Genomic DNA, 20,725 nt, shown 5'->3' on the forward strand with positions numbered 1-20,725 from the left:
TCGTTACGCGTACCGTTATTGTGGAGAAATGTAATCGGATTCAGCGCACAAAGCAAGAGTCGGATGGGGTGGAAATGGTGTCATGTATCGCCAGATCGCAACGGGCAGACTTTTGCTGCCACCGTCAGTCGGTGTCAGGTGATGTGACGATGGGGCTCATTTCTCGATGAGCATGACGCTGGTCACCAAAATGCTTCTCCGAGCAGGGAGTTCATCTGCCGGACACATCCAAGGTCCCCGTTTGAATGCCGGGTTTGTTAGCTTTCTGCCTGTGACGCGACGTCACGGAAAGTTCACGAATCACGGAGGATCATCATGGGTTCTATTTCAACGATCATCGGAATCTTCGAGCTCTACAAGCTTCTCGAGCCGCTGCTGAGCTCGCTGAGCTGATTCAGGTGTGATTTCACTGTCGAGCCGGGGCGCCGAGGGACTCGGCTCGACAGCGGATCTCGAGGATCCGGCGCGATCAGGTGTCGGCGGCCATGAAATTCTGCCCGGAGACGGCCACGAAACTGCCCGCTGGCGGACATGAAACCTGCCCGGTGGCGGTCATGGGATCTGCCCGACACGACGTCGTCTGCCTCACCGGCTCCGACGGTTGAGGCCCCTCCTCAGGTGCGATCGGCGGTGCTGAAGCGCCCGTCGCCCTGAGGAGGGACAACTTGAAGTCTGCCGAGGAGATCATGGAAATCCTGGATGCCTACGACCTGACAGGGTCGTTGCGTGATGCCGGCGAGCTGGCCGGATGCTCGCACCACACGGTCAAGCACTACGTGGACCGCCGTGCTGCCGGGGGTGAGCTGGACAAGGCCGTGACTCGGCCGCAGTTGATCGATGAGTACCTGCCCAAGGTCGAGGAGTGGGTCGAGCGGTCCAAGGGCAAGGTCCGTGCCGACAGAGCGCACGAGAAGCTGCTCGCGATGGGCTACAAGGGTTCGGAGCGCACCACCCGTCGTGCGGTCGCATCGGTGAAGAAGTCATACCGGTCAGGACATGTGCGGGTCCACCGGCCCTGGGTCACCGAGCCGGGGATGTGGCTGCAGTACGACTACGGCGACGGACCTGTCGTCGACGGCGTCAAGACGGTTCTGTTCGTGGCGTGGCTGGCGTGGTCGCGGTTCCGGGTCGTGATCGCGCTGCGCGATAAGACCATGCCGTCCGTGTTCGCCGCGCTGGACCAGACCTTCCGCCGGTTGGGTGGGGTGCCGACCTACGTGCTGACCGACAACGAGAAGACCGTCACGACCGAGCACATCGCCGGGATCCCGGTCCGCAACGGACAGCTCGTCACCTTCGCCGAGCACTACTCGGTCGTGGTCCACACCTGTGTGCCGGCGGATCCGGCGTCCAAGGGCGGCACCGAGTCGTCGGTGAAGATCAGCAAGGCCGACCTGGTGCCCAAGGACACCAACCTGCGTGAGGAGTACGCGTCGTTTAGCGAGCTCGAGGAGGCGTGTGAGGCGTTCTGTCAGAAGGTCAACACCCGGGCTCACCGGACCACGAAGCGGCCACCGGTCGAGATGTTGGCCGAAGAGCGGACACGGCTACACCCGGTCCCGACACAGCCGCACACAGTCGCGTTCGGCACCACCCGGGTAGTGCCGGGCAACACGCCGATGGTGATGTTCGAGTCCGGCCAGTACTCGGTGCCACACACCCTGCTCGGCGCCACGGTGTGGGTTCGTGCCCAAGGACTCGGCGACGGCGAGGAGGTCGTCATCGTTCACGTCGGCGAGGACGGACCCGCCGAGGTCGCCCGCCACGCGCGCGCGACGCCGGGCACGCCGAGGATCAACGACGAGCACTTCCCACCGCAGCCGGAAGGTCCGTTGAACCGGCAGCCGCGAGCGAAGAACCCAGCGGAAGCCGAGTTCCTCGACCTGGGCGAGGGCGCCCGCCTGTGGCTGGTCGAGGCCGCTGCGGCGGGCACGCCGCGGATGAGGGTCAAGATGGCCGAAGCCCTCAGCCTGGCCAAGCTGTTCGACCCCGTCGAGGTCGACTGGGCACTCGGCCACGCCGCCGTCCACGGCCGGTTCGCCGAGGCCGATCTGTCCTCGATCCTCGACCACCACGCCCGGCAACCCGCTGTTGGCGAGCACCGTGCCGGCGAAGAACGGTCGCTGACCCAGGGCACCGCCGGATGGGCACGTCTCGGCCAGCACGACAGCCAGCACGACAGCCGCGAGGGGAACGAGGTGACCCGATGACGACCAAGACCACCACACCATCGATGGCGTCCGCGCCGCCGTTGCCGGCCGAGTTGGAGGACCTCTTGCGGCGGCTTCGGCTGCCCCACATCCGTCGCCACGCACCGGAGGTCGTCGCGACCGCGAAGGCCCAACGCTGGGAGCCCGCCGAGGTGCTCAAGGCTCTGTTCGCCGAGGAGGTCGCCGGAAGGGAACGCTCCGCACTGGCCACCCGCAGGGCGGCTGCGGGGTTCCCGACCGGGAAGACGTTCGATGCGTGGCAGCCCGAGGCATCCTCGATCCCGGCACCGACCCAGCAGGCACTCCGCACCCTGGAATGGGTCCACCGTCGGGAAAACCTCGTCGTGTGCGGGCCGTCGGGGACCGGGAAGACGTTCCTACTGGAGGCACTCGGTCACCAAGCCGTCGAGGCCGGGTTGAAGGTCGCCTGGTTCACCCTGGAAGACCTCGGGGTCCTGCTGCGCCGCCATCGTGCCGACGACACGGTGTCCAAGGCCATCGCCCGTGTGCTGCGCGCCGATCTCGTTGTCGTCGACGACATCGGCCTGTTGCCGGTCGCCCAGGATGCCGCCGAGGGGCTCTACCGGCTCGTCGACGCCGCCTACGAGAAGCGGTCGGTCGCGATCAGCTCGAACCTGCACCCGTCCGGGTTCGACGAGCTGATGCCCAAGACGCTGGCGACCGCCACCGTCGACCGGCTACTGCACCACGCCCACGTGTGCCAGACCAGCGGAGACTCCGTGCGACTTACCCAGGCACTCGCCGGCCGAGGGGTGAGTCCCTTGAGCTGAGTGCTCTGGTCGGTGGTGGCCGCAAGCCCACTGGGCAGATCCCATGGCCACCACCGGGCAGTTCTCGTGACCGTCAGCGGGCAGGTCTCACGACCGCCCCTGGGCAGTTCCTACTGTCCCTTGACAATCAGGACCCGTGGAACGGATGTCGGCACCGGCAGAATTCCATCGCTCCGGTGTAGTGGTCCATCACCAGGATTTCTGCACACCGAGCGGGCTGCGGAGCGAACCTGAGGCAGCGCTCGATCCACCCACGCTCCAGCGAAGGGGCGGGGTGCGCGCAGTTCCCGCATCGGCCGGGACGTTCGGCGACACGTACGGAACCGTAGTGCTCCGGGGACATGCCAAACATCTTGGTGGTGCGATGTTTCCAGGGCAATGGTTCGGCTCGAGCGGAAGCTATGTCACGAAAGCCCGGCGGCGATATGCGAGGACCGAACCCGTTGAGCTGCGCTACCTGGATCCCTGATAATCCGATTGCCCAGACTGAGTTTTTTGGTGCAAGTTGCGGCTACTGCGCTGACGCCCAGAAATTCTCGGACTATCTGGGCAACGATCATGCGGTGGTAACCGCGAACAGAATCCGATCCGGCTCGCGTTGCATACGGGTGATCGCGACGCGGCCCCCGATCCAAGCACCAAGTGCACCAATCGCAACAGCGACAGGGATGGCGAAATAATTCACCGGGTTCGGTAGCAGCGCCCCGAGTAGAACGCCGGGCGCCGTTGTCGCGGCGAAGATGACGATGGCGAGGATGATCAGTCCGAAGGACGAGCCATTGAAGGATCCGCGGGTGTTGAGGGAGAACGTCTTCTTCATCTCCGGGACCGGGTAGGGGGCTTTGGCGGATATCGCTACTGCCAGTCCTGCACCGACTCCCATCATCGAAATGCCGACGGCGAGCGGCACGGCCAGTCGGTCGGTCCCGAGGTCCCCGAAGATCCGTACAGCAGCTGTTGCGACGACCACGAAGGGTGTCATCACGATCGCCCACGCGATTTGTCGGCCCCGGACGTCAGCGGCAGCGGCTTCGGGGATCATCACCAGATGCCAGATCGATGCGCCGTCGAATCCGTACAGATTCGATCCGGCTGCCATTGCCAGGTAGATCAGGAACCAGGCACCCCATGCGGCGGAGAAGGGGATCGATGACGAGATCAGCGGTCCGAAGCCGGAGACCAAGGTCATGATGGCAACGGAGAGCAGTTGTGTTCGTCGGCGCATGTCTCCGTGCCAGAGCGAAAGCTCGCGAGAGATGACGGTGCCCAGTCGGGATGCGCGCCAACCGGTTCGAATGTCGCGGCCCTGGTTCTTCAATTGCACGGAAGTGGCGCCCGCTGATTCTGCGACCTTCCCGTTGAAGTAGCGAACGACCAGGCGTTGCCATGACCACAGCAGTGCGAGATCGACCAGCACCAGGGCGAGGACTGCTCCGGCGGCGAGGAGCCAGGCGCCTCCTGCTGCTGCGTCGACACTGGTGATTCCCCACGCGAACGGGATCGAAATGCGCGACCGTGAGCGGCCACGTGACGTCGCCGTCCACGACCGTGCCGAGGCGACTCTGCAGCGGAAATTGCAGCAGATACAGTCCGCCGAAGAACGTGCCGAATGCCAACAGTCCCAGTTCGCGGCTGCGACGACTCCGCAGGAGCTGCGACATCGCCAGCATCGCGACCCGTGAGGTGCCGACAATGAGCAGGACCGTTGCGGGCCAAGCGATAATGGCCAATGGCAGTGCGGCAGGGTGGTGTGTAGCGGCATAAATTGGAATCGCTGCTGCAGCCAACGCGGTAATCGGCACGGTCATACCGACCAGCGACGTCGAGAACAGTGCTCTGGCGAGTCGGACGGGTTCCAGGGGGAGTAGTTGGAAATGTCTGGGGTGAAGATTGTCATCTGACAGACCAGACATGATCGGCATCAAGATCCACATCACGCCGATAGCCGAAAGTGCGAGACTGGTTGTGCCGCTGACGAGATCGGGGGAAACACCGTTCTTTCCCGAAGCTCGTAGGCACAGTAGCGCTGCCCCCAGAACCCCGAACAACGCTGCAATGACCTTGATTACAGCTCTTCCACCGGTGAACTGACGTTTGTAGAGGGTCATGCGCATGCGGAGAACAGTGCGCCACACAGAGACCGACGGGTTCCAGTGTGTCGGTGAAAAGCTGGTGGTGGTCATGCGCGCATCCATGACAGTCCGTCGGGACTGGGACTGCGGCTACCGACAAGGCGAACGAATGCCTCGTCGAGAGTGTTGCCTGCGCGCACCTCGTCGACCGTTCCTGAAGCCACGACGCGACCGTCTGCGATGACTCCGATGTGAGTACACAGTTGTTCGACAAGGGCCATCACGTGACTGGAAAGAATGACCGAGCCACCTGAGTGGACGAACGAGAGCAGAATGCTCCGAATTCCGGCCGAAGAAATGGGGTCGACAGCTTCGAACGGCTCATCCAGTACCAGTAAGCGAGGGCCGTGCAACAAGGCCGAGGCCAACCCGATTTTCTTCGTCATGCCCGCTGAATAATCGGCGATGACCGTTCCACCTGCATCGGCGAGATCGAGCGCGGCCAACAGTTCGTCGCGTCGTGACGCGATGACGTCCTCTGGCATACCGCGCAGTCGCCCGAAATAGGTGAGTAGTTCATGACCGGTGAACTGGGCGGGTAGCGCCAAACCGTCGGGTAGGACGCCGAGCAGACTCTTCGCTGCCACAGGGTCGTTCCACACGTCGTAGCCGTACACCAGGCTGCGACCGTAGTGCGGGCGAAGCAATCCGACAGCCATCGACAATGTGGTCGTTTTTCCCGCACCATTCGGGCCAACCAGTCCGAACAACGAACCTGAGGGCACCGCAAGAGAAAGGTCGTTCACAGCAACTTTCGCGCCGAACGCCATGCAGAGGTGTTCCACTTGCAAAGCCATCGGTCCGGGAGGTAACTGTCCTGTCTCGGGGAGAGGGTGCATCGATCGAGGGTAACTGTCCGGAGCCATGTGCGCGGAGACGGAGCGGAGCGATGCAGGCTGCGTGCACCGAATGTCATTCCTAGGTGGGGGTTGCGACATGAGTCGCTGGTTCGCAAGGGGAGCGGATGGCAGGAGTCGAACCTGCGTGGACGGTTTTGCAGACCGCTGCCTTGCCGCTCGGCCACACCCGCATTGATCCAATTATGTTCGTAGTGAACAACAGTCGCCACCATTGTGATCAGGGTGAGTTGATCGCCGTGTGACGGATCGCAGGGAGTGCGGGGGAAGTGCCGGGTCAGGCGCGGGAGAACACCGCGACCAGGAATTCGGAATCCTCCTTGAACGGGCGAAGATCCCACGTGGAGAGCAGCAGATCAGCCTCGAGGCCACTCGCGGTCGCGTCGGCGAGAAACTCGGGGAACTCGTAGCCACGGCCGGCACCGAATCCGATGACCACTCGGCCGCTCGGAGCGAGATGACGAGCAAATCCTGAAAATACTGCTTGCCTGGTGGACGGAGCGAGAAACGCCACCACGTTGCCTGCCGACACGATGACGTCGAAATCTGCCTCGACACCGCGGGCCGGCAGATCGAGTTCGGCGAGATCGCCGACAAGCCACGTCGGTCCGGGGTGGTCTTCTTCTGCGGCAGCGATGAGAACCGGGTCGACATCGACTCCGACAACCACATGCCCGACGTCGTGCAGATAACCGCCGAGTCGGCCAGGCCCGCACCCTGCATCGAGAACCCGGCCACCGCGTCCGAGCATCGCGTCGATCAAACGTGCTTCCCCGACAATGTCCTTGCCGTCCGCTCTCATGGAACGGAAACGCTCGACATATCGTGTGGAATGCGTCGAGTCGGCTGCAGTGATCTCTTCCCACTGGCTGGGGATGCGCTCGTTCGGGGCGTGTGCAGTCATCTTTCGAGGGTACCGACAGCTCACCGGGTGCCGACGACCGTCCCGTCTGCGGCATATCCGACGAGGGTTGGACGAGGGGACGTGAGCGACAGGGGAATCCATCCGTAGAAGCGGTCTTCGGCAAGAATTGTCGGATAGATATGGCCGTCTGCGGTGTGAAGTTCGGCTCGGACAGCACCTCCCGCCCCTGCGTCGTAGGTCGCCTCGTGCGGACCGGCCTCGTACCCGGCGCCGCCCCCGAATGAATCCGCGCCGTACAAGTCAATTGATCTGCAGCCGTGTCCGAGGCCGATGAATTTCGACGGACCAACCTTGTCGATGTCGGCTGACGCCTCGAAAACCGGGGCGACGCACCTCCAGCCATTGGCGCCGTGGGCGACAAAGACGCTGAACAAGGTTCCGTCAGGTCCGGGAATGGACCCGACCCGCTCGGCGGTGGACGGATCTATTCCGCCGTTGGTTCCCGGCATCGTCTGCCAACCCGAGTACATGTCGGTGAACGCTTTCGGCATCATCCCCGTGGCAGCGGCGCAGCCCACCACCACTGCTGCGCAGATCGCCGCGACGAGAACGATGGCACCGACGCGACGGCGTGGAGCCTTGGTTGCCCCAATGTTGTTTTCGGTAGCCATGATTCGGGTGCGTACGGCATCTTGGACGTTCTCGGGCCAGAGTTCGGCGGAAACCGTATCGCTCGGCCGCAGCTTCTCGAGCGTGGTCAGCAGATCTTTGGTCATGGGGTACTCCCGTGTTCGGCGGCAGCGCAAGGTCGGGCGGTGTTCATCGGGATTACGGTGACGGATTCTGAAGGCAACCCGGCGCGCAATCGACGCCGAGCGCGAAAGAGACGAACATGCATGGCCGGAACCGAACACCCAGCGACCCGCGCGGCTTCGGTGGCGGTCAACCCGTCCCAAGCAGTCAGGAGCAGGGCTTCACGTTCGGTGACGGTGAGTGTTGCCAGTGCTTCGAGCAGTTCCGTGCGTTCGGTGACAGTGACGTCGGCGCCCGGCGTCGATGCCGCAATCTGCTCGATGCGTCCCATCTTCTCGGTGAGCGCGTCAAGGCGCCGAACGCTGCGACGGTTATTGTTCACGGTGTTTCGAGCCACCACCAACAGCCATGGCAGTGCCGGCTCGGGCACTTCGTCCAAGCGTCGCCAGGCAACGAGGAACGTCTCGGAGACAACCTCCTGCGCGCTGTGATGATCAACGTGGCGACAGGTATACGCGAACACCCGACCGGCGTAGGCGTCCCACAGGGCGGTGAACCGGTCTTCGCCGCTCGGCGGCGGTTGTTCCTCGGATTTCGGGGTCATATGAAGAGATGTCCGGCTGGTTGCTGATCCTTACAGCCGCTGAGCTAATGGACGGTTTGGCGTCTTACTCCGGCCGAGAACTCCCACTGTCAGAAGCAACAGAGCGAGGATGTACAGCGTCATGATCCAGCTGCCCGCAGCGGCGGGCTGCCACTTGTTCGCCTGGCCGAGCAGGATGAGGGCGTCAGAGGTGAGGAACAGCGCGCCGCCGATACCGGTGATCGAGTTGTACGTCAGTGCGGTTGATGCGGTTCCCACCAGGATTGCGGCGTACACGGGGACGGCAATTCGAAGTTCAGGTTCGAGACCGGTCCAGGTGTACGACACTAGAGCGATCCCAGCGACGGTGTAAGCGCACAGAAACCATGGCCGCCTTCGTATCTCCCGAAGCGCGCCGTGTGAGAGAAAGAATCGGATGAAGCAGAGGTGACCGATCGCGAAGGCTGCCATCCCGATGACAAACGTGGAGTCCCAGATCAGGAACAAATCTCCGAAAGCACAGGCAATCAGCGCAGCAGCAACAATTCGAGGTCCGCGTCGGGCGACAACCCAGGCAGCCAGAATCGGCGCGAGCATGACCTTGGTGATCCCGTCCCAGGGCGCAGCATCAGCGGCATTGAGGATCAGATGGACAATCGCTACCGCTGAAAACCCGACAAACCATGGCGACCGGATGGTGCTCGGCAGTCCGGCGTCGCAATCAGATTCACGCATCGGCTCAGTGTAGGAAGTCCGCTGCACGCTCGGCGAGGTCGAGCGCCGGCTGGGGGAGTATGCCGAGGATGAGCGTGACACCGGCGCCGAGGCCGATCACACTGCTGGTCAGTGCACTCGGTACCACGACGGTCGGAGCGTCTGCGGCCGATTCGGTGAAGAACATCAACACGATCACTCGCACGTAGAAGTACGCGGCGATCGCGCTGCACAGGACACCGACGATCACGAGAGGTGCGGCCCCGCCCTCGGCTGCCGCGCTGAACACCGCGAACTTTCCGATGAACCCACTGGTCAACGGGATCCCGGCGAAAGCCAACAGGAACAGTGCAAACACAACTCCGACCAGCGGTGAGCGCCGGCCCAATCCGGCCCAGCGCGAGAGCGTCGCGACCTCACCGTCTGCGTCCCGAACCAGACTCACGACGGCGAACGCGCCCACGGTGCTGAATCCGTAGGCCAGAAGGTAGAACATCGCCGAGGCCAGGCCGGCATCCGAATCCGCAACCACAGCGGTCAGAATGAATCCGGTGTGCGCGATGGCCGAATACGCGAGCATCCGCTTCATATCGGTTTGCGTCACAGCGACGATCGATCCGACAACCATCGTGAGAATCGCGACCGCCCACATCAGTGGACGCCAGTTCACGTACTCGTTCGGCAGAGCCACATAGAAGACACGAAGGATGGCACCGAATGCGGCGATCTTGGTCGCAGTAGCCATGAAACTGGTGATCGGCGTCGGCGCCCCTTGATAGACGTCGGGAATCCACGAATGGAACGGCACGGCACCGACTTTGAACAGTAATCCCACGGCCACGAGTGCTGTCCCGAGCCACAGGAAGGCGTCGGTACCCGACCCGCTGCGTGCTGCGTCGGCGATACCGGAGAGCGTGACCGTCCCGGCATAGCCGTACAGCAACGCGATTCCGAAAACGAAGAACGCCGACGAAAATGCCCCGAGCAGAAAGTACTTGAGCGCAGCTTCCTGGGAGAGCATGCGACGTCGGCGTGCCAGACCACACAGGAGATACAGAGGTAGTGAGAACACCTCGAGCGCAACGAACATCGTCAGCAGATCGTTGGACGCGGGAAAAAGGAGCATGCCGCCGACAGCGAAGAGGGTGAGCGGAAAGACCTCGGTCTGGGCGATACCGACCTTGACCGCTTCTTGTTCCGCAACACTTCCGGGGACGCTCGACGCTTGAGGGGTGAAACCGCCGAGCGCGTCGTGTTGCGCGATCACCTCGGCGGTGTTGCCCGAGCCTCGCTCGGCGATCAGCAGTACTGCGGGGATCGACACGAGAAGGATCGTGGCCTGTAGGAAAAGGGTCGGACCGTCGACCGCTACAGAACCCATCATCGCCGTCGACCGCGTGCCGGCGAGTAGAAGCACTGCCACGAACGCGGCCGCCAAACCTGCGACACCGAGGACGAGTTGCACGGGGTATCGAAAACGCCGGGGTGCAAACGCCTCGATGAGTACGCCCACAACCGCAACACCGAACACGATCAACATTGGCGAGAGCAAGCTGTATTCGACACTGGGTGACGCCGTGCCGGCTGAGCCGAGGATGGTCACGTCGTTGAAGGAACTCATTTGTGGGCACCTCCTTCGTGGTCGGCGACGAGCGGGGTCGGAGCCTCGTCGACGACCGTATGGCTCACTGCAGGAGTGATGACGTCCAAGGCAGGCTTGGGGTAGATGCCGAGAAGCAACAGGAGTGCGATCAGAGGGGCGACCACCACAAGTTCGCGTCGAGCGAGGTCGCGGATCGTTCCCTGCCCTTCCTTCACAGGTCCGCCCATCATGCGCTGGTAGAGCCAGAGTATGTAGATCGCGGACAGGACAAGCGCGGCAGTCGCCGCGATAGCGGCCACGTGGTATCGCGAATACGTCCCGATCAGCACCAGGAACTCACTGACGAACGGCGCGAGACCCGGCAGCGACAGCGTTGCCAACCCCGCAACGAGGAATGTGCCGGCAAGTACGGGTGCAACTTTCTGGACGCCGCCGTACGCCGCGATCGATCGAGTACCTCGCTGCGAGACGAGGAATCCCGCAATCAAGAACAGAGCCGCAGTGGAGACTCCGTGATTGACCATGTACAGCGCGGAACCCGCCTGGCTCTGGCTGGTCATCGCGAAGATTCCGAGAATGATGAAGCCGAAGTGCGAAATCGACGTGTAGGCGATCAGTCTCATGACGTCTGTTTGCGCGATCGCCAGTGTTGCGCCGTAGACGATCCCGATAACGGCGAGCGTGATGATCCACGGTGCAAAGGTCGACGACGACTCCGGGAACAGTTGCAGGCAGTAGCGAATCATCGCGAACGTGCCCACCTTGTCCACGACCGCCATCATCAACACTGCTGTCGACGGAGTCGATTCCACCGCGGAGTCCGGCAACCAACTGTGCAGCGGCCAGAGCGGTGCTTTCACCGCGAACGCGAACATGAATCCGAGGAACAAGGCGTTGAGCACCCCGGGTCCAACACCGAGTTCACCGCTGTTTGCCGCTGAGGCGATCGCCCGGAAGTCGAAAGTGCCGCTGGCGAAGGGACTCTCGTCGCGCGTGGTGACCACGTACAGGCCGATGACTGCAGCGAGCATGACCAGGCCGCCGAGGAGGTTGTAGAGCAGAAACTTCACGGCTGCGCGAGATCTGCCCACTCCGCCGAACCCGCCGATGAGGAAATACATCGGTATCAGCATTGCCTCGAAGAAAATGTAGAACAAGAGAATGTCCAAGGCGCTGAACGAAATCATCACCATGGACTCGACAACAAGGATCAGCGCGAAATAGGTGTGCGGCATTCTCTTGGGTGATGCCGGGTCTGCCGGGACGTCGTTCCAGCCCGCGATCAGTAGTAATGGCACCAGCACTGCGGTGAGAAGAACCAGAACGAGTGCGATCCCGTCGAGTCCGAGTGTGTAGCTGGTGCCGAAAGCCGGTATCCAGCTGTGGCTTTCGACAAATTGAAATTGTTCGCCGCCGCGGTCGAACGCAACTCCGAGAACGGCGGCGACCACCAGGACTGCCACGGACACAGCCAATGCGAGAGACTTCGCAAATTGGTACGACCGTGCCGGCAGAGCGAGGACAACACCCGCTCCGATGAGCGGAAGCAACCAGAGCACCGTCAGCGCGGGGAAGCCGGTATTGGTCACAGAGTCGCTCACCGCCGCTTCGATCACCACAGTGTCACCGCCATCATTGTCGCGACCACGAGTGTTGCTCCGACAAACATCACCAGCGCGTACGAGCGAACAAACCCGGTCTGTAGCTTCCGCGTGAGCGCGGACAGCCCGGTGACGACCACCGCAAAGCTGCCCACGACGCCGCCTATTCCCTTGGTGTCGAACACTTCCAACGACTTGGTGAGTTGTTGTCCAGGCTTCATGAACACCGTCTCGTTGAAGGCGTCACCGTACAGATCGCGGCGAGCCGCACCGGTCAACGGTGAAACCGGAGTCGGTGCCACAAGTGGAATCTCCCGGGTGGCGTACTCGCGATACGCAATCGCGACGCCGGCGGCAACTGCGAGCAGCGCCAGCGCGGTGATCGACCATGCGGGTATCGGCGGTTCGACGTGATGTGAGCCGACAACCGGTTCGAGCCAGTTCTGCAAGCTGGACCCGATGGTCAGGAGCATCCCGGCGCCGACGGACCCCACCGCCAGGATGATCATCGGAGACGTCATCACCGCCGGAGATTCGTGAGGTTTCTGGTTCTCCCAGCGGGCCTTCCCGAAGAAGGTCATCAGCATCACGCGGCTCATGTAGAAGGCAGTGAGCGTCGCACCCAACAGCGTGACGATGCCCAGCACAACACCCTTGATGCCGCCCTCGCCGATCGCAACCTCGATGATCTTGTCCTTGGAGAAGAACCCGGCAAACGGCGGAACACCGATGATGGCAAGGTATCCGAGCCCGAACGTGACAAAAGTCAGTGGCATGAACGCTCGGAGCCCGCCGTAGCGCCGCATGTCGGTTTCGTCGTTCATCGCGTGCATCACCGAACCCGCGCCGAGGAACAGGCCTGCCTTGAAGAATCCGTGGGTGATCAGATGAAGGATTGCGAAGGCGTATCCAGCTGGTCCGAGACCCGCTGCCAGGACCATGTATCCGATCTGACTCATGGTCGATGCGGCGAGCGCTTTCTTGATGTCGTCCTTCGCGCAGCCGATGATCGCACCGAACAGCAGCGTCACGGCACCGACGATGACAACCACGAGTTGAGCGTCGGGTGCAAGATCGAAGATCGGATTGGAGCGCACGATCAGGTAGACGCCGGCCGTGACCATCGTGGCCGCGTGAATCAGAGCCGAGACGGGGGTGGGGCCCTCCATCGCGTCGCCGAGCCACGACTGCAGTGGCACCTGCGCGGACTTCGCGCATGCAGCGAGGAGGAGCATCAGGCCGATCGCCGTCAGGACACCTTCGCTTGCACCAGACGCGTCGGCGAAGACGCTGCTGAACGAGAGCGAGCCGAACGTGCTGAACATCAACATCATCGCGATCATCAATCCGATGTCGCCCACCCGATTGACGACAAAAGCCTTCTTGGCAGCGGTCGCCGCCGACGGCTTGTGCTGCCAGAAACCGATCAGCAGGTACGACGCCAAACCGACGCCTTCCCAGCCGACGTAGAGCCCGAGGAAGTTGTCGGCGAGCACGAGGAGCAGCATCGCAGCGAGGAAGAGATTGAGGTAGGCGAAGAACTTACGACGCTCGGGGTCGTGCGCCATGTAGCCGACCGAGTAGATGTGGATCAGCGAACCTACACCGGTGATGAGCAGGACGAAACACATCGACAGTTGATCAAGCTGCAGTCCGAACTCGACCTGAAGACTGTCGACCGGGACCCAACTGAACAGGTGCTCGGTGACGGTGCGGTCGGCGGTGTCGCGGCCGAGCATGGCGATGAAAAACACCACTGCGACGACAAACGACGCGAGTGCCATGACGCAGGCGAACAGGTGGCCCCACGCGTTCGTGCGACGACCCGCCAGCAACAGGACAGCGGCGCCGCACAGGGGCAGGGCGGGGAGCAACCAGATGGCGGACGTGATTCCTCCTGACATGTCAGTACTTCAGCAGGTCTGCGTCGTCGACGGATACAGAACGCCGAGATCGGAAGATGATCATGATGATTGCCAGGCCGACGACTACTTCGGCAGCAGCTACCACCATCGTGAAGAAGGCGAAGATCTGGCCGTCCAGATTGCCGTGCATGCGCGCGAAGGTCACGAATGCCAGGTTGGCGGCGTTGAGCATCAATTCGATACACATGAACACCACGATGGCGTTGCGTCGCAGGAGGACTCCCGCAGCCCCGATGGTGAACAACAGGACCGACAGATACAGGTAATTCTCGGGATTCATCGCGCAGACTCCTCACCGGTACTCGGATCCGGGGAACGCGGAGTGAGTGCGCTGCTGACGGAGAGCGTCGAGAACGTTCCGTCGGGCAACAGTGCCGGCATGTCCACTGCGTTGTGACGTGCGTACACGCCGGGACTGGGGAGGGGAGTGGCCGAGCCCTTGTCGGGATTGCTCTCATCGCTGCCCAGGTACGCGAATCGTTGCTGCGAGAGTTCGCGTTGGCTGAGTGTGGCTCCGATCTTCTCCCGATGCGCGAGCATCATTGCGCCAAGTGTCGCCGTGATCAGCAGTGCGCCGGTCAGTTCGAAGGCCCAGACGTAGCGGATGAAGATGAGATCGGCGAGAGCGTCGATGTTGCCCTGGTCGAGTCCGGTGAATCCGGTGAACCCCGAGATCGACGCATTTCCGAGGCCGCCGATAAGGAGTAGCCCGAATCCGACGCCGATCACGATCGCGCTGACGCGTTGTCCCCGTAGCGTTTCGACCAAGGAGTCCGAAGAATCCACGCCGACCAGCATCAGGACGAACAGGAACAACATCATCACTGCGCCGGTATAGACGACGATCTGGACGACACCGAGGAACAGTGCGCCCTGCACGATGTAGAAGACGGCCAGGATGATCATCGTCATTGCAAGGAAGAGCGCAGAGTAGACGGCCTTGGGGGCGGCGACCACACCCAAAGCGCTGATCACCGCAAGGGTTCCGAGGATCCAGAACTGCACCGCCTCGCCGGTGGAGGTCGATGTCATCGTTCCCTCCGCCAGGATCGTGGTCGTGACCGACGCGATCATTTCTCGGTCTCCGGGTTCGGCTCTTGCTCGGGTGCTGGCTGTTCGGGAGCTGCTGTGATGTCGCCGCGGTAGTAGTCGTCCTGAGTTGTGCCGGGACGCAGCGCGTGTGGTGGCGCTGCCATGTCGGGTTTCAGGGGCGCAAGAAGGCGGTCCTTCTCGTAGATCAATCCGGCTCGGTTGTCGTCGGTCATCTCGTACTCGTTGGTCATGGTGAGAGCCCGAGTGGGGCAAGCCTCGACGCAGAGGCCACAGCCGATGCACCGCAGGTAGTTGATCTGATACACCCGCCCGTAACGCTCGCCGGGGGAGAACCGTTCTTCTTCGGTGTTGTCAGCACCCTCGACATAGATCGCGTCGGCGGGGCAGGCCCAGGCACACAGTTCGCAACCGATGCACTTCTCGAGTCCGTCCGCATACCGGTTGAGTTGATGGCGACCGTGGTATCCGGGCGCGGTGGGGCGCTTCTCCTCCGGATAGAACTCGGTCTCGGGCTTCTTGAACATGGTCGAGAGCGTCACTCCGAAACCCGCGATAGGTCCGAGGAAATCAGGCATGGGAGTCCTCCGATGTGTCGGAAACATCTGTCCGCCGCGGCGGTGGCACGTTCTGACCCGGTAGTTTTCGGGTCGGCAGCGTTTGACCAGGTAGGGGTGGAACCGGGAAGCCGCCCGACATCGCATCGAAAGGCATGTTCCCCGCAGCGGTGACCGACGCGGCGGTTCGGCGTCGGCTGCGGTAAGTCCCGGCCAACACGATCAGGAGCGCAGCTCCGAGAACCAGTGCGACGCAAAGAAGTACGACCCAGGTGTTGTAACCCTCGTTGCGGAACGCACGAACGGTCGCGATCACCATCACCCACACCAAGGCAGCGGGGATGAGAATCTTCCATCCGAGATTCATGAACTGGTCGTAGCGCAACCGCGGAAGAGTACTGCGCAACCAGATGAAGACGAAGAGGAAGCCCCACACCTTGGCGACAAACCACAGCACGGGCCACCAACCGGAATTGGCGCCGTCCCACAGGTTGAATGGGAACGGGGCGTGCCACCCGCCCAGGAACAGTGTCGTGGCCAGAGCGGACACCGTCACCATGTTCACGTACTCGGCCAGCATGAACATCGCGAACTTGAGTGAGGAGTACTCGGTGTGGAACCCACCCACCAGTTCACCCTCGGCCTCGGGAAGGTCGAAGGGAGCCCTGTTGGTTTCGCCGACCATGGCTGTCACGTAGATCAGGAAGGACGGCAGGAGGAGAAAGACGTACCAGGCACCTTGTTGGGCGCTGACGATGCCGGACGTGGACATCGTGCCGGCGTAGAGGAAGACTGCGGCGAAGGACAGCCCCATTGCTACTTCGTAGGAGATGACCTGCGCGGTCGATCGAAGTGCGCCCAGTAGTGGATACGTCGATCCGGACGACCAGCCGGCAAGCACGATCCCGTACACACCGATTGAAGTCACGGCGAGGATGTAGAGAACTCCGACCGGCAGATCGGTCAGTTGCAGGGGTGAAAGGGTTCCGAAGATCGACACCTGCGGACCGAACGGGATGACGGCAAAGGCCATGAACGCGGGCACGACTGCGATGACGGGCGCGAGGAGATAAATCGGTTTGTCGGCGCCGGTCGGTGTGATGCCCTCCTTGAGGGCGAGCTTGATTCCGTCAGCGAGACTCTGGAGCATTCCACGGGGGCCGACGCGGTTCGGTCCGACACGCATCTGCATGCGTGCCATGACCTTTCGTTCCGCGTAAATTGCCACCAGCGGTGTGAGTACGAGGAACACGAAAATGGCGAGAGCCTTGCCGATCACCAACCACCACGGGTCGTGCCCGAACGCCGACAGGTCGACCGGAGCTGCGACGGTCCCGTACTCGTGGGTGGTCATTGCGCTCCCGCCTTCGCAATCTTCACCACGGAACCCGCGGTAACGCAGAGCGTTTCGTAGATCGTGCTACCCGGTGAATTGAGTGGGAGCCAGACTGTTCGAGGCGGGAGTTCGGTGATCTCCAACGGTAATGTGATGGAACCGGATTCAGTCGACACCGCAACGTGATCGCCGTTGTCGGCGCCGATCTCGGCAGCGGTCTCGGCAGACAAACGCACGAGTGGGAGCCGTGCCGTACCCGCCAGGTTGGGCTCGCCGTCTTGCAATCGGCCGTTGTCGAGCAGCATTCGCCAGCTCGACAACACTGCCTCGCCTAGCGCCGGTGTGGGCATGGTGCCTGACGGCACCTGAGGCGAGATGGGGCGCGATCCGGACCACGCGCCGAGGCGGTGTATCTCCGAGCGTGCGGAATCTGCGTCGGGTAGGCCCAGATCGATGCCCATCTCGGATGCGATCGCGTGAAGGACGCGCTGATCCGGCATCACTCCTGTCGTTCTCAATGCGGTGTCGAACACGCGCTCGCGGCCTTCCCAATCGAGGAAGGTTCCGGGCTTCTCGGCGACCGGTGCCACCGGGAAGACGACGTCGGCGAGTTCGGTGACTCCGCTGTGACGGATCTCCAAACTCACCACGAACCCTGCTGCTTCGATCGCGGCCCTTGCCTTCGCCGGGTTCGGGAGATCACTCAATTCGACGCCGCCGACAAGAAGGGCAGCAGTCGTCTGCCCCGGATCCAGCAGACTCGCGGCGTCGCGCCCGTCGGATGCCGGGATGGAGGCCCCCCACACTGATTCCACCTCCTGACGTGCTGCCGGGTCCGCAACGGGGCGTCCGCCGGGAAGCAATCCCGGTAGTGCGCCGGCCTCGACGGCGCCGCGATCACCAGCGCGGCGTGGGACCCAAGCCAAACAAGCTCCTGTCGCTTCGGCGAGACGTACCGCCGCGGCGAAGCCGCCCGCCACCTCACTGAGTCGTTCGCCCAACAGGATCACTGCACCGGGCTGCCGGAGGAGCTGGCCCTCCTCATTTCCAGGGCGAGCCAACGAATCCATCAGAGCTGCTTCACTTCCGGGTACGGTCCGAAGCAAAGAGCCGCCCATCTTCTGCAGGCCGCGCGTAGCGAATGGCGCGCTGGAGAGCACCGTCGTCTTGCCGAAACGTGCGGCCTTGCGCAGCCGCAGGAAGATGATCGGTGACTCCTCCTCGGGCTCGAGAGCTACCAGCAATGCGGCCGGGGCCGACTCGAGGTCCTGGTACGTCACCGACTCTTCGAGTGTGCGGCCGGCGACGTGTGCTGAGAGGAAACCTGCCTCTTCGGCAGAATGAGCACGGATTCGGAAGTCGATGTTGTTGGTAGCGAGAGCAACTCGCGCGAACTTGCCGTAGGCGTAGGCGTCCTCCAAGGTAGAGCGTCCGCCGACGAGTACGCCTGCGTCACCGCGGGCCTGCGCGAAGGATCGCGCAACGAGGTCGAGTGCCATGGGCCACGACGCCGGAATCAATTCGCCGTCAGCGTTGCGGATCAGGGGAGTGGTGATCCGATCACCTTGGGTCGTGTACGTGAATGCGAAACGGCCCTTGTCGCAGTTCCATTCCTCGTTGACTTCGGGGTCGTCCCCGGCGAGACGGCGGAGAACCTTTCCGCGACGGTGGTCCGTGCGCTGAGCACATCCGTCGGCGCAGTGTTCACACACGCTGGGGCTGGACACCAGATCGAACGGTCGCGCCCGGAATCGGTATGCCGTACTGGTAAGCGCGCCGACCGGGCACACCTGGATGGTGTTGCCCGAGAAGTAGGACTCGAAGGGCTCGTTGGCGTAGATCCCGACCTGTTGAAGCGCGCCGCGCTCGAGGAGATCGATGAACGGGTCGCCGGCGATCTGGCCCGAAAACCGTGTGCATCTGGCGCAGAGGACGCAACGCTCGCGGTCGAGCAGGATTTCGGACGAGAGTGGGATGGGCTTGGGGTAGGTCCTTTTCTCCTCACCGAACCGGGATTCGGTGCGACCGGTCGACATCGCCTGGTTTTGAAGCGGACACTCGCCGCCCTTGTCACACACGGGGCAGTCCAGAGGGTGGTTGATGAGCAGGAGTTCCATCACCCCGCGCTGCGCCTTCTCCGCCACCGGTGACGTGAGCTGTGTGGTGACGACCATTCCGTCCGCAACCGGTGTCGTGCAGGACGCCACCGGCTTGCGTTGACCTTCGACCTCCACGATGCACTGTCGGCACGCCCCGACCGGGTCCAGAAGAGGATGATCGCAGAACCGCGGAATCTGTGTGCCGATCATCTCTGCAGCGCGAATGATCAACGTGCCCTTGGGTACCTGGAGTTCCCGGCCGTCGATGGTGAGGGTGACGAGATCAATCGGCGGTGCCGCATCGGTTCCAGTGGTGGCGTCGGCTGCAGTCATGAGACGAACGCTCCTGTCGCGAGAACGGACCGGCGAGGATCGAACGGGCATCCGTTGCCGTCGAAATGCGCTACGTATTCCTCGCGGAAGTACTTCAGGGAGGACATGATCGGGCTGGTCGCTCCGTCGCCCAACGCGCAGAAGGATTTTCCGAGGATGGTGTCCGAGATGTCGAGAAGTTTGGTGAGATCAGCTTCAGTACCTGTTCCGCCTTCGAGTCGCCGCAGGATCTGCACCAGCCAGTACGTGCCTTCGCGGCACGGCGTGCATTTACCGCAAGATTCGTGGGCGTAGAACTCGGTCCACCGCAGCACCGCGCGCACGATGCAGGTTGTGTCGTCGAATATCTGCAGTGCCTTGGTGCCGAGCATCGATCCCGCCGCGCCGACACCCTCGTAGTCGAGTGGGACATCGAGATGTTCGTCGGTGAAGATCGGAGTCGAGGATCCGCCGGGAGTCCAGAACTTGAGGGTGTGCCCGGTGCGAACGCCGCCCGCGTAATCGAGAAGTTCTCGCAACGTGATGCCGAGCGGCGCCTCGTACTGGCCGGGAGTGGTGACATGACCAGAGAGCGAGTACAACGTGAACCCCGGCGACTTCTCGCTTCCCATCGACCGGAACCACTCCGGGCCGCCCAGGACGATCGACGGCACACTCGCGATGGACTCGACGTTGTTGACGACGGTCGGGCAGGCGTAGAGGCCGGCGACGGCGGGGAATGGCGGCCGCAGTCGAGGCTGACCGCGTCGTCCCTCCAACGAATCGAGGAGGGCTGTCTCCTCACCACAGATGTACGCGCCTGCTCCGGCGTGCACGACGAGATCCAAGTCGAATCCCGAACCGAGGATGTTGCGGCCCAGGTATCCGGCCGCGTAGGCCTCGGCCACGGCGGTCTGCAGACGTCGCAGGACCGGGACCACCTCGCCCCGGACGTAGATGAACGCCTTGGCCGCTCGAATTGCATACGCCGCGATGATGACTCCCTCGACCAACGTGTGTGGGGTCGCCATCATCAACGGCATGTCCTTGCATGTGCCCGGTTCGGACTCGTCGGCATTGACGACGAGATAGTGAGGCTTGCCATCTCCTGGCTTGTCTTCGGTGCTCTGTGGGATGAAACTCCACTTGAGGCCCGTCGGGAAACCGGCGCCACCGCGCCCACGAAGGCCAGCGTCCTTGACCGTTTCGATCACGGCGTCGGGGGACATGGCTAGCGCTTTGCGTAGGGCTTGGTAGCCGTCGTGACGAAGGTAGCTGTCGAGGGTCCACGAGTTCGGTTGATCCCAGTAGCGACTCAGGACGGGGGCGAGTGTCAT

17 protein-coding genes and 1 tRNA gene are annotated in these 20,725 nt (G+C 62.7%); 2 read left to right on the forward strand and 16 right to left on the reverse strand.

Translation table 11 applies throughout. The annotated features are described in order from the left end of the window. Window positions 1–665 precede the first annotated feature (665 nt). Together istA and istB are read left to right on the forward strand one after the other, a co-directional pair. Entirely contained in the window at window positions 666–2,210 is a 1,545-nt protein-coding gene (istA, locus tag M0639_RS12710; protein ID WP_064075337.1) for an IS21 family transposase, read from the forward strand. Continuing rightward, the gene (gene istB / locus M0639_RS12715) at window positions 2,207–3,001 is read left to right on the forward strand and encodes an IS21-like element helper ATPase IstB (protein ID WP_183591811.1); all 795 of its coding nucleotides are present in this window, start codon (window positions 2,207–2,209) and stop codon (window positions 2,999–3,001) included. The genes istA and istB overlap by 4 nt, the downstream gene beginning before the upstream one ends. A 556-nt stretch (window positions 3,002–3,557) precedes the next feature. Here istB and M0639_RS12720 read toward each other — a convergent pair. From M0639_RS12720 to nuoF, 16 genes are all read right to left on the reverse strand, one after another. Continuing rightward, on the reverse strand, window positions 3,558–4,418 hold the full coding sequence (locus M0639_RS12720; RefSeq protein WP_231915022.1) for a hypothetical protein: 861 nt from the start codon (window positions 4,416–4,418) through the stop codon (window positions 3,558–3,560). 762 nt (window positions 4,419–5,180) lie between these two features. Then, the gene (locus M0639_RS12725; protein ID WP_051649609.1) at window positions 5,181–5,972 is read right to left on the reverse strand and encodes an ABC transporter ATP-binding protein; all 792 of its coding nucleotides are present in this window, start codon (window positions 5,970–5,972) and stop codon (window positions 5,181–5,183) included. A 120-nt stretch (window positions 5,973–6,092) separates the two neighbouring features. After that, window positions 6,093–6,163: transfer RNA gene (locus M0639_RS12730), tRNA-Cys, on the reverse strand. 104 nt (window positions 6,164–6,267) lie between these two features. Beyond that, window positions 6,268–6,894 (reverse strand): class I SAM-dependent methyltransferase, encoded by a 627-nt coding sequence (locus M0639_RS12735; protein WP_042922606.1) that lies wholly within the window; start codon window positions 6,892–6,894, stop codon window positions 6,268–6,270. Window positions 6,895–6,914: 20 nt separating this feature from the next. Next, the gene (locus tag M0639_RS12740; protein ID WP_042922610.1) at window positions 6,915–7,631 is read right to left on the reverse strand and encodes a hypothetical protein; all 717 of its coding nucleotides are present in this window, start codon (window positions 7,629–7,631) and stop codon (window positions 6,915–6,917) included. Further along, a complete protein-coding gene (locus tag M0639_RS12745; protein ID WP_063316531.1) occupies window positions 7,628–8,212 on the reverse strand; it encodes an RNA polymerase sigma factor in 585 nt (194 codons plus the stop codon). Before M0639_RS12745 ends, M0639_RS12740 begins: the two co-directional genes overlap by 4 nt. 30 nt (window positions 8,213–8,242) lie before the next feature. Then, the gene (locus M0639_RS12750; RefSeq protein ID WP_064075794.1) at window positions 8,243–8,926 is read right to left on the reverse strand and encodes a lysoplasmalogenase; all 684 of its coding nucleotides are present in this window, start codon (window positions 8,924–8,926) and stop codon (window positions 8,243–8,245) included. A 4-nt stretch (window positions 8,927–8,930) separates the two neighbouring features. Further along, on the reverse strand, window positions 8,931–10,526 hold the full coding sequence (gene nuoN, locus M0639_RS12755) for an NADH-quinone oxidoreductase subunit NuoN (protein WP_064075795.1): 1,596 nt from the start codon (window positions 10,524–10,526) through the stop codon (window positions 8,931–8,933). Further along, complete coding sequence (locus M0639_RS12760; RefSeq protein WP_064075796.1) at window positions 10,523–12,127, reverse strand: NADH-quinone oxidoreductase subunit M; 1,605 nt, start codon at window positions 12,125–12,127, stop codon at window positions 10,523–10,525. The genes nuoN and M0639_RS12760 overlap by 4 nt, the downstream gene beginning before the upstream one ends. Next, window positions 12,121–14,013: an NADH-quinone oxidoreductase subunit L gene (gene nuoL / locus M0639_RS12765; protein ID WP_064075797.1), complete on the reverse strand. Its 1,893-nt coding sequence runs from the start codon at window positions 14,011–14,013 to the stop codon at window positions 12,121–12,123. Before nuoL ends, M0639_RS12760 begins: the two co-directional genes overlap by 7 nt. A gap of 1 nt (window position 14,014) precedes the next feature. Then, window positions 14,015–14,314 (reverse strand): NADH-quinone oxidoreductase subunit NuoK, encoded by a 300-nt coding sequence (gene nuoK / locus M0639_RS12770; protein WP_003942238.1) that lies wholly within the window; start codon window positions 14,312–14,314, stop codon window positions 14,015–14,017. After that, entirely contained in the window at window positions 14,311–15,108 is a 798-nt protein-coding gene (locus M0639_RS12775) for an NADH-quinone oxidoreductase subunit J (protein WP_064075798.1), read from the reverse strand. The genes nuoK and M0639_RS12775 overlap by 4 nt, the downstream gene beginning before the upstream one ends. After that, entirely contained in the window at window positions 15,105–15,662 is a 558-nt protein-coding gene (gene nuoI, locus M0639_RS12780) for an NADH-quinone oxidoreductase subunit NuoI (RefSeq protein ID WP_007735146.1), read from the reverse strand. Before nuoI ends, M0639_RS12775 begins: the two co-directional genes overlap by 4 nt. Next, on the reverse strand, window positions 15,655–16,995 hold the full coding sequence (gene nuoH, locus M0639_RS12785) for an NADH-quinone oxidoreductase subunit NuoH (protein ID WP_063316525.1): 1,341 nt from the start codon (window positions 16,993–16,995) through the stop codon (window positions 15,655–15,657). The genes nuoI and nuoH overlap by 8 nt, the downstream gene beginning before the upstream one ends. Next, complete coding sequence (locus M0639_RS12790) at window positions 16,992–19,409, reverse strand: NADH-quinone oxidoreductase subunit G (protein ID WP_064075799.1); 2,418 nt, start codon at window positions 19,407–19,409, stop codon at window positions 16,992–16,994. The genes nuoH and M0639_RS12790 overlap by 4 nt, the downstream gene beginning before the upstream one ends. Beyond that, window positions 19,406–20,725, reverse strand: a complete 1,320-nt coding sequence (gene nuoF / locus M0639_RS12795; RefSeq protein ID WP_007735149.1) for an NADH-quinone oxidoreductase subunit NuoF — start codon at window positions 20,723–20,725, stop codon at window positions 19,406–19,408. The genes M0639_RS12790 and nuoF overlap by 4 nt, the downstream gene beginning before the upstream one ends.

Source organism: Rhodococcus qingshengii JCM 15477 (genome assembly GCF_023221595.1).
Taxonomy (GTDB): domain Bacteria; phylum Actinomycetota; class Actinomycetes; order Mycobacteriales; family Mycobacteriaceae; genus Rhodococcus_F; species Rhodococcus_F qingshengii.

Excerpts from the sequence above, each read along its gene's own strand:
- istB (WP_183591811.1), top strand. The coding sequence starts at position 2,207 with ATGACGACCAAGACCACCACACCATCGATGGCGTCCGCGCCGCCGTTG.
- M0639_RS12725 (WP_051649609.1), bottom strand. The coding sequence starts at position 5,972 with ATGCACCCTCTCCCCGAGACAGGACAGTTACCTCCCGGACCGATGGCT.
- M0639_RS12735 (WP_042922606.1), bottom strand. The coding sequence starts at position 6,894 with ATGACTGCACACGCCCCGAACGAGCGCATCCCCAGCCAGTGGGAAGAG.
- M0639_RS12740 (WP_042922610.1), bottom strand. The coding sequence starts at position 7,631 with ATGACCAAAGATCTGCTGACCACGCTCGAGAAGCTGCGGCCGAGCGAT.
- M0639_RS12745 (WP_063316531.1), bottom strand. The coding sequence starts at position 8,212 with ATGACCCCGAAATCCGAGGAACAACCGCCGCCGAGCGGCGAAGACCGG.
- M0639_RS12750 (WP_064075794.1), bottom strand. The coding sequence starts at position 8,926 with ATGCGTGAATCTGATTGCGACGCCGGACTGCCGAGCACCATCCGGTCG.
- nuoN (WP_064075795.1), bottom strand. The coding sequence starts at position 10,526 with ATGAGTTCCTTCAACGACGTGACCATCCTCGGCTCAGCCGGCACGGCG.
- nuoL (WP_064075797.1), bottom strand. The coding sequence starts at position 14,013 with ATGTCAGGAGGAATCACGTCCGCCATCTGGTTGCTCCCCGCCCTGCCC.
- nuoK (WP_003942238.1), bottom strand. The coding sequence starts at position 14,314 with ATGAATCCCGAGAATTACCTGTATCTGTCGGTCCTGTTGTTCACCATC.
- M0639_RS12775 (WP_064075798.1), bottom strand. The coding sequence starts at position 15,108 with ATGATCGCGTCGGTCACGACCACGATCCTGGCGGAGGGAACGATGACA.
- nuoI (WP_007735146.1), bottom strand. The coding sequence starts at position 15,662 with ATGCCTGATTTCCTCGGACCTATCGCGGGTTTCGGAGTGACGCTCTCG.
- nuoH (WP_063316525.1), bottom strand. The coding sequence starts at position 16,995 with ATGACCACCCACGAGTACGGGACCGTCGCAGCTCCGGTCGACCTGTCG.
- M0639_RS12790 (WP_064075799.1), bottom strand. The coding sequence starts at position 19,409 with ATGACTGCAGCCGACGCCACCACTGGAACCGATGCGGCACCGCCGATT.
- nuoF (WP_007735149.1), bottom strand. The coding sequence starts at position 20,725 with ATGACACTCGCCCCCGTCCTGAGTCGCTACTGGGATCAACCGAACTCG.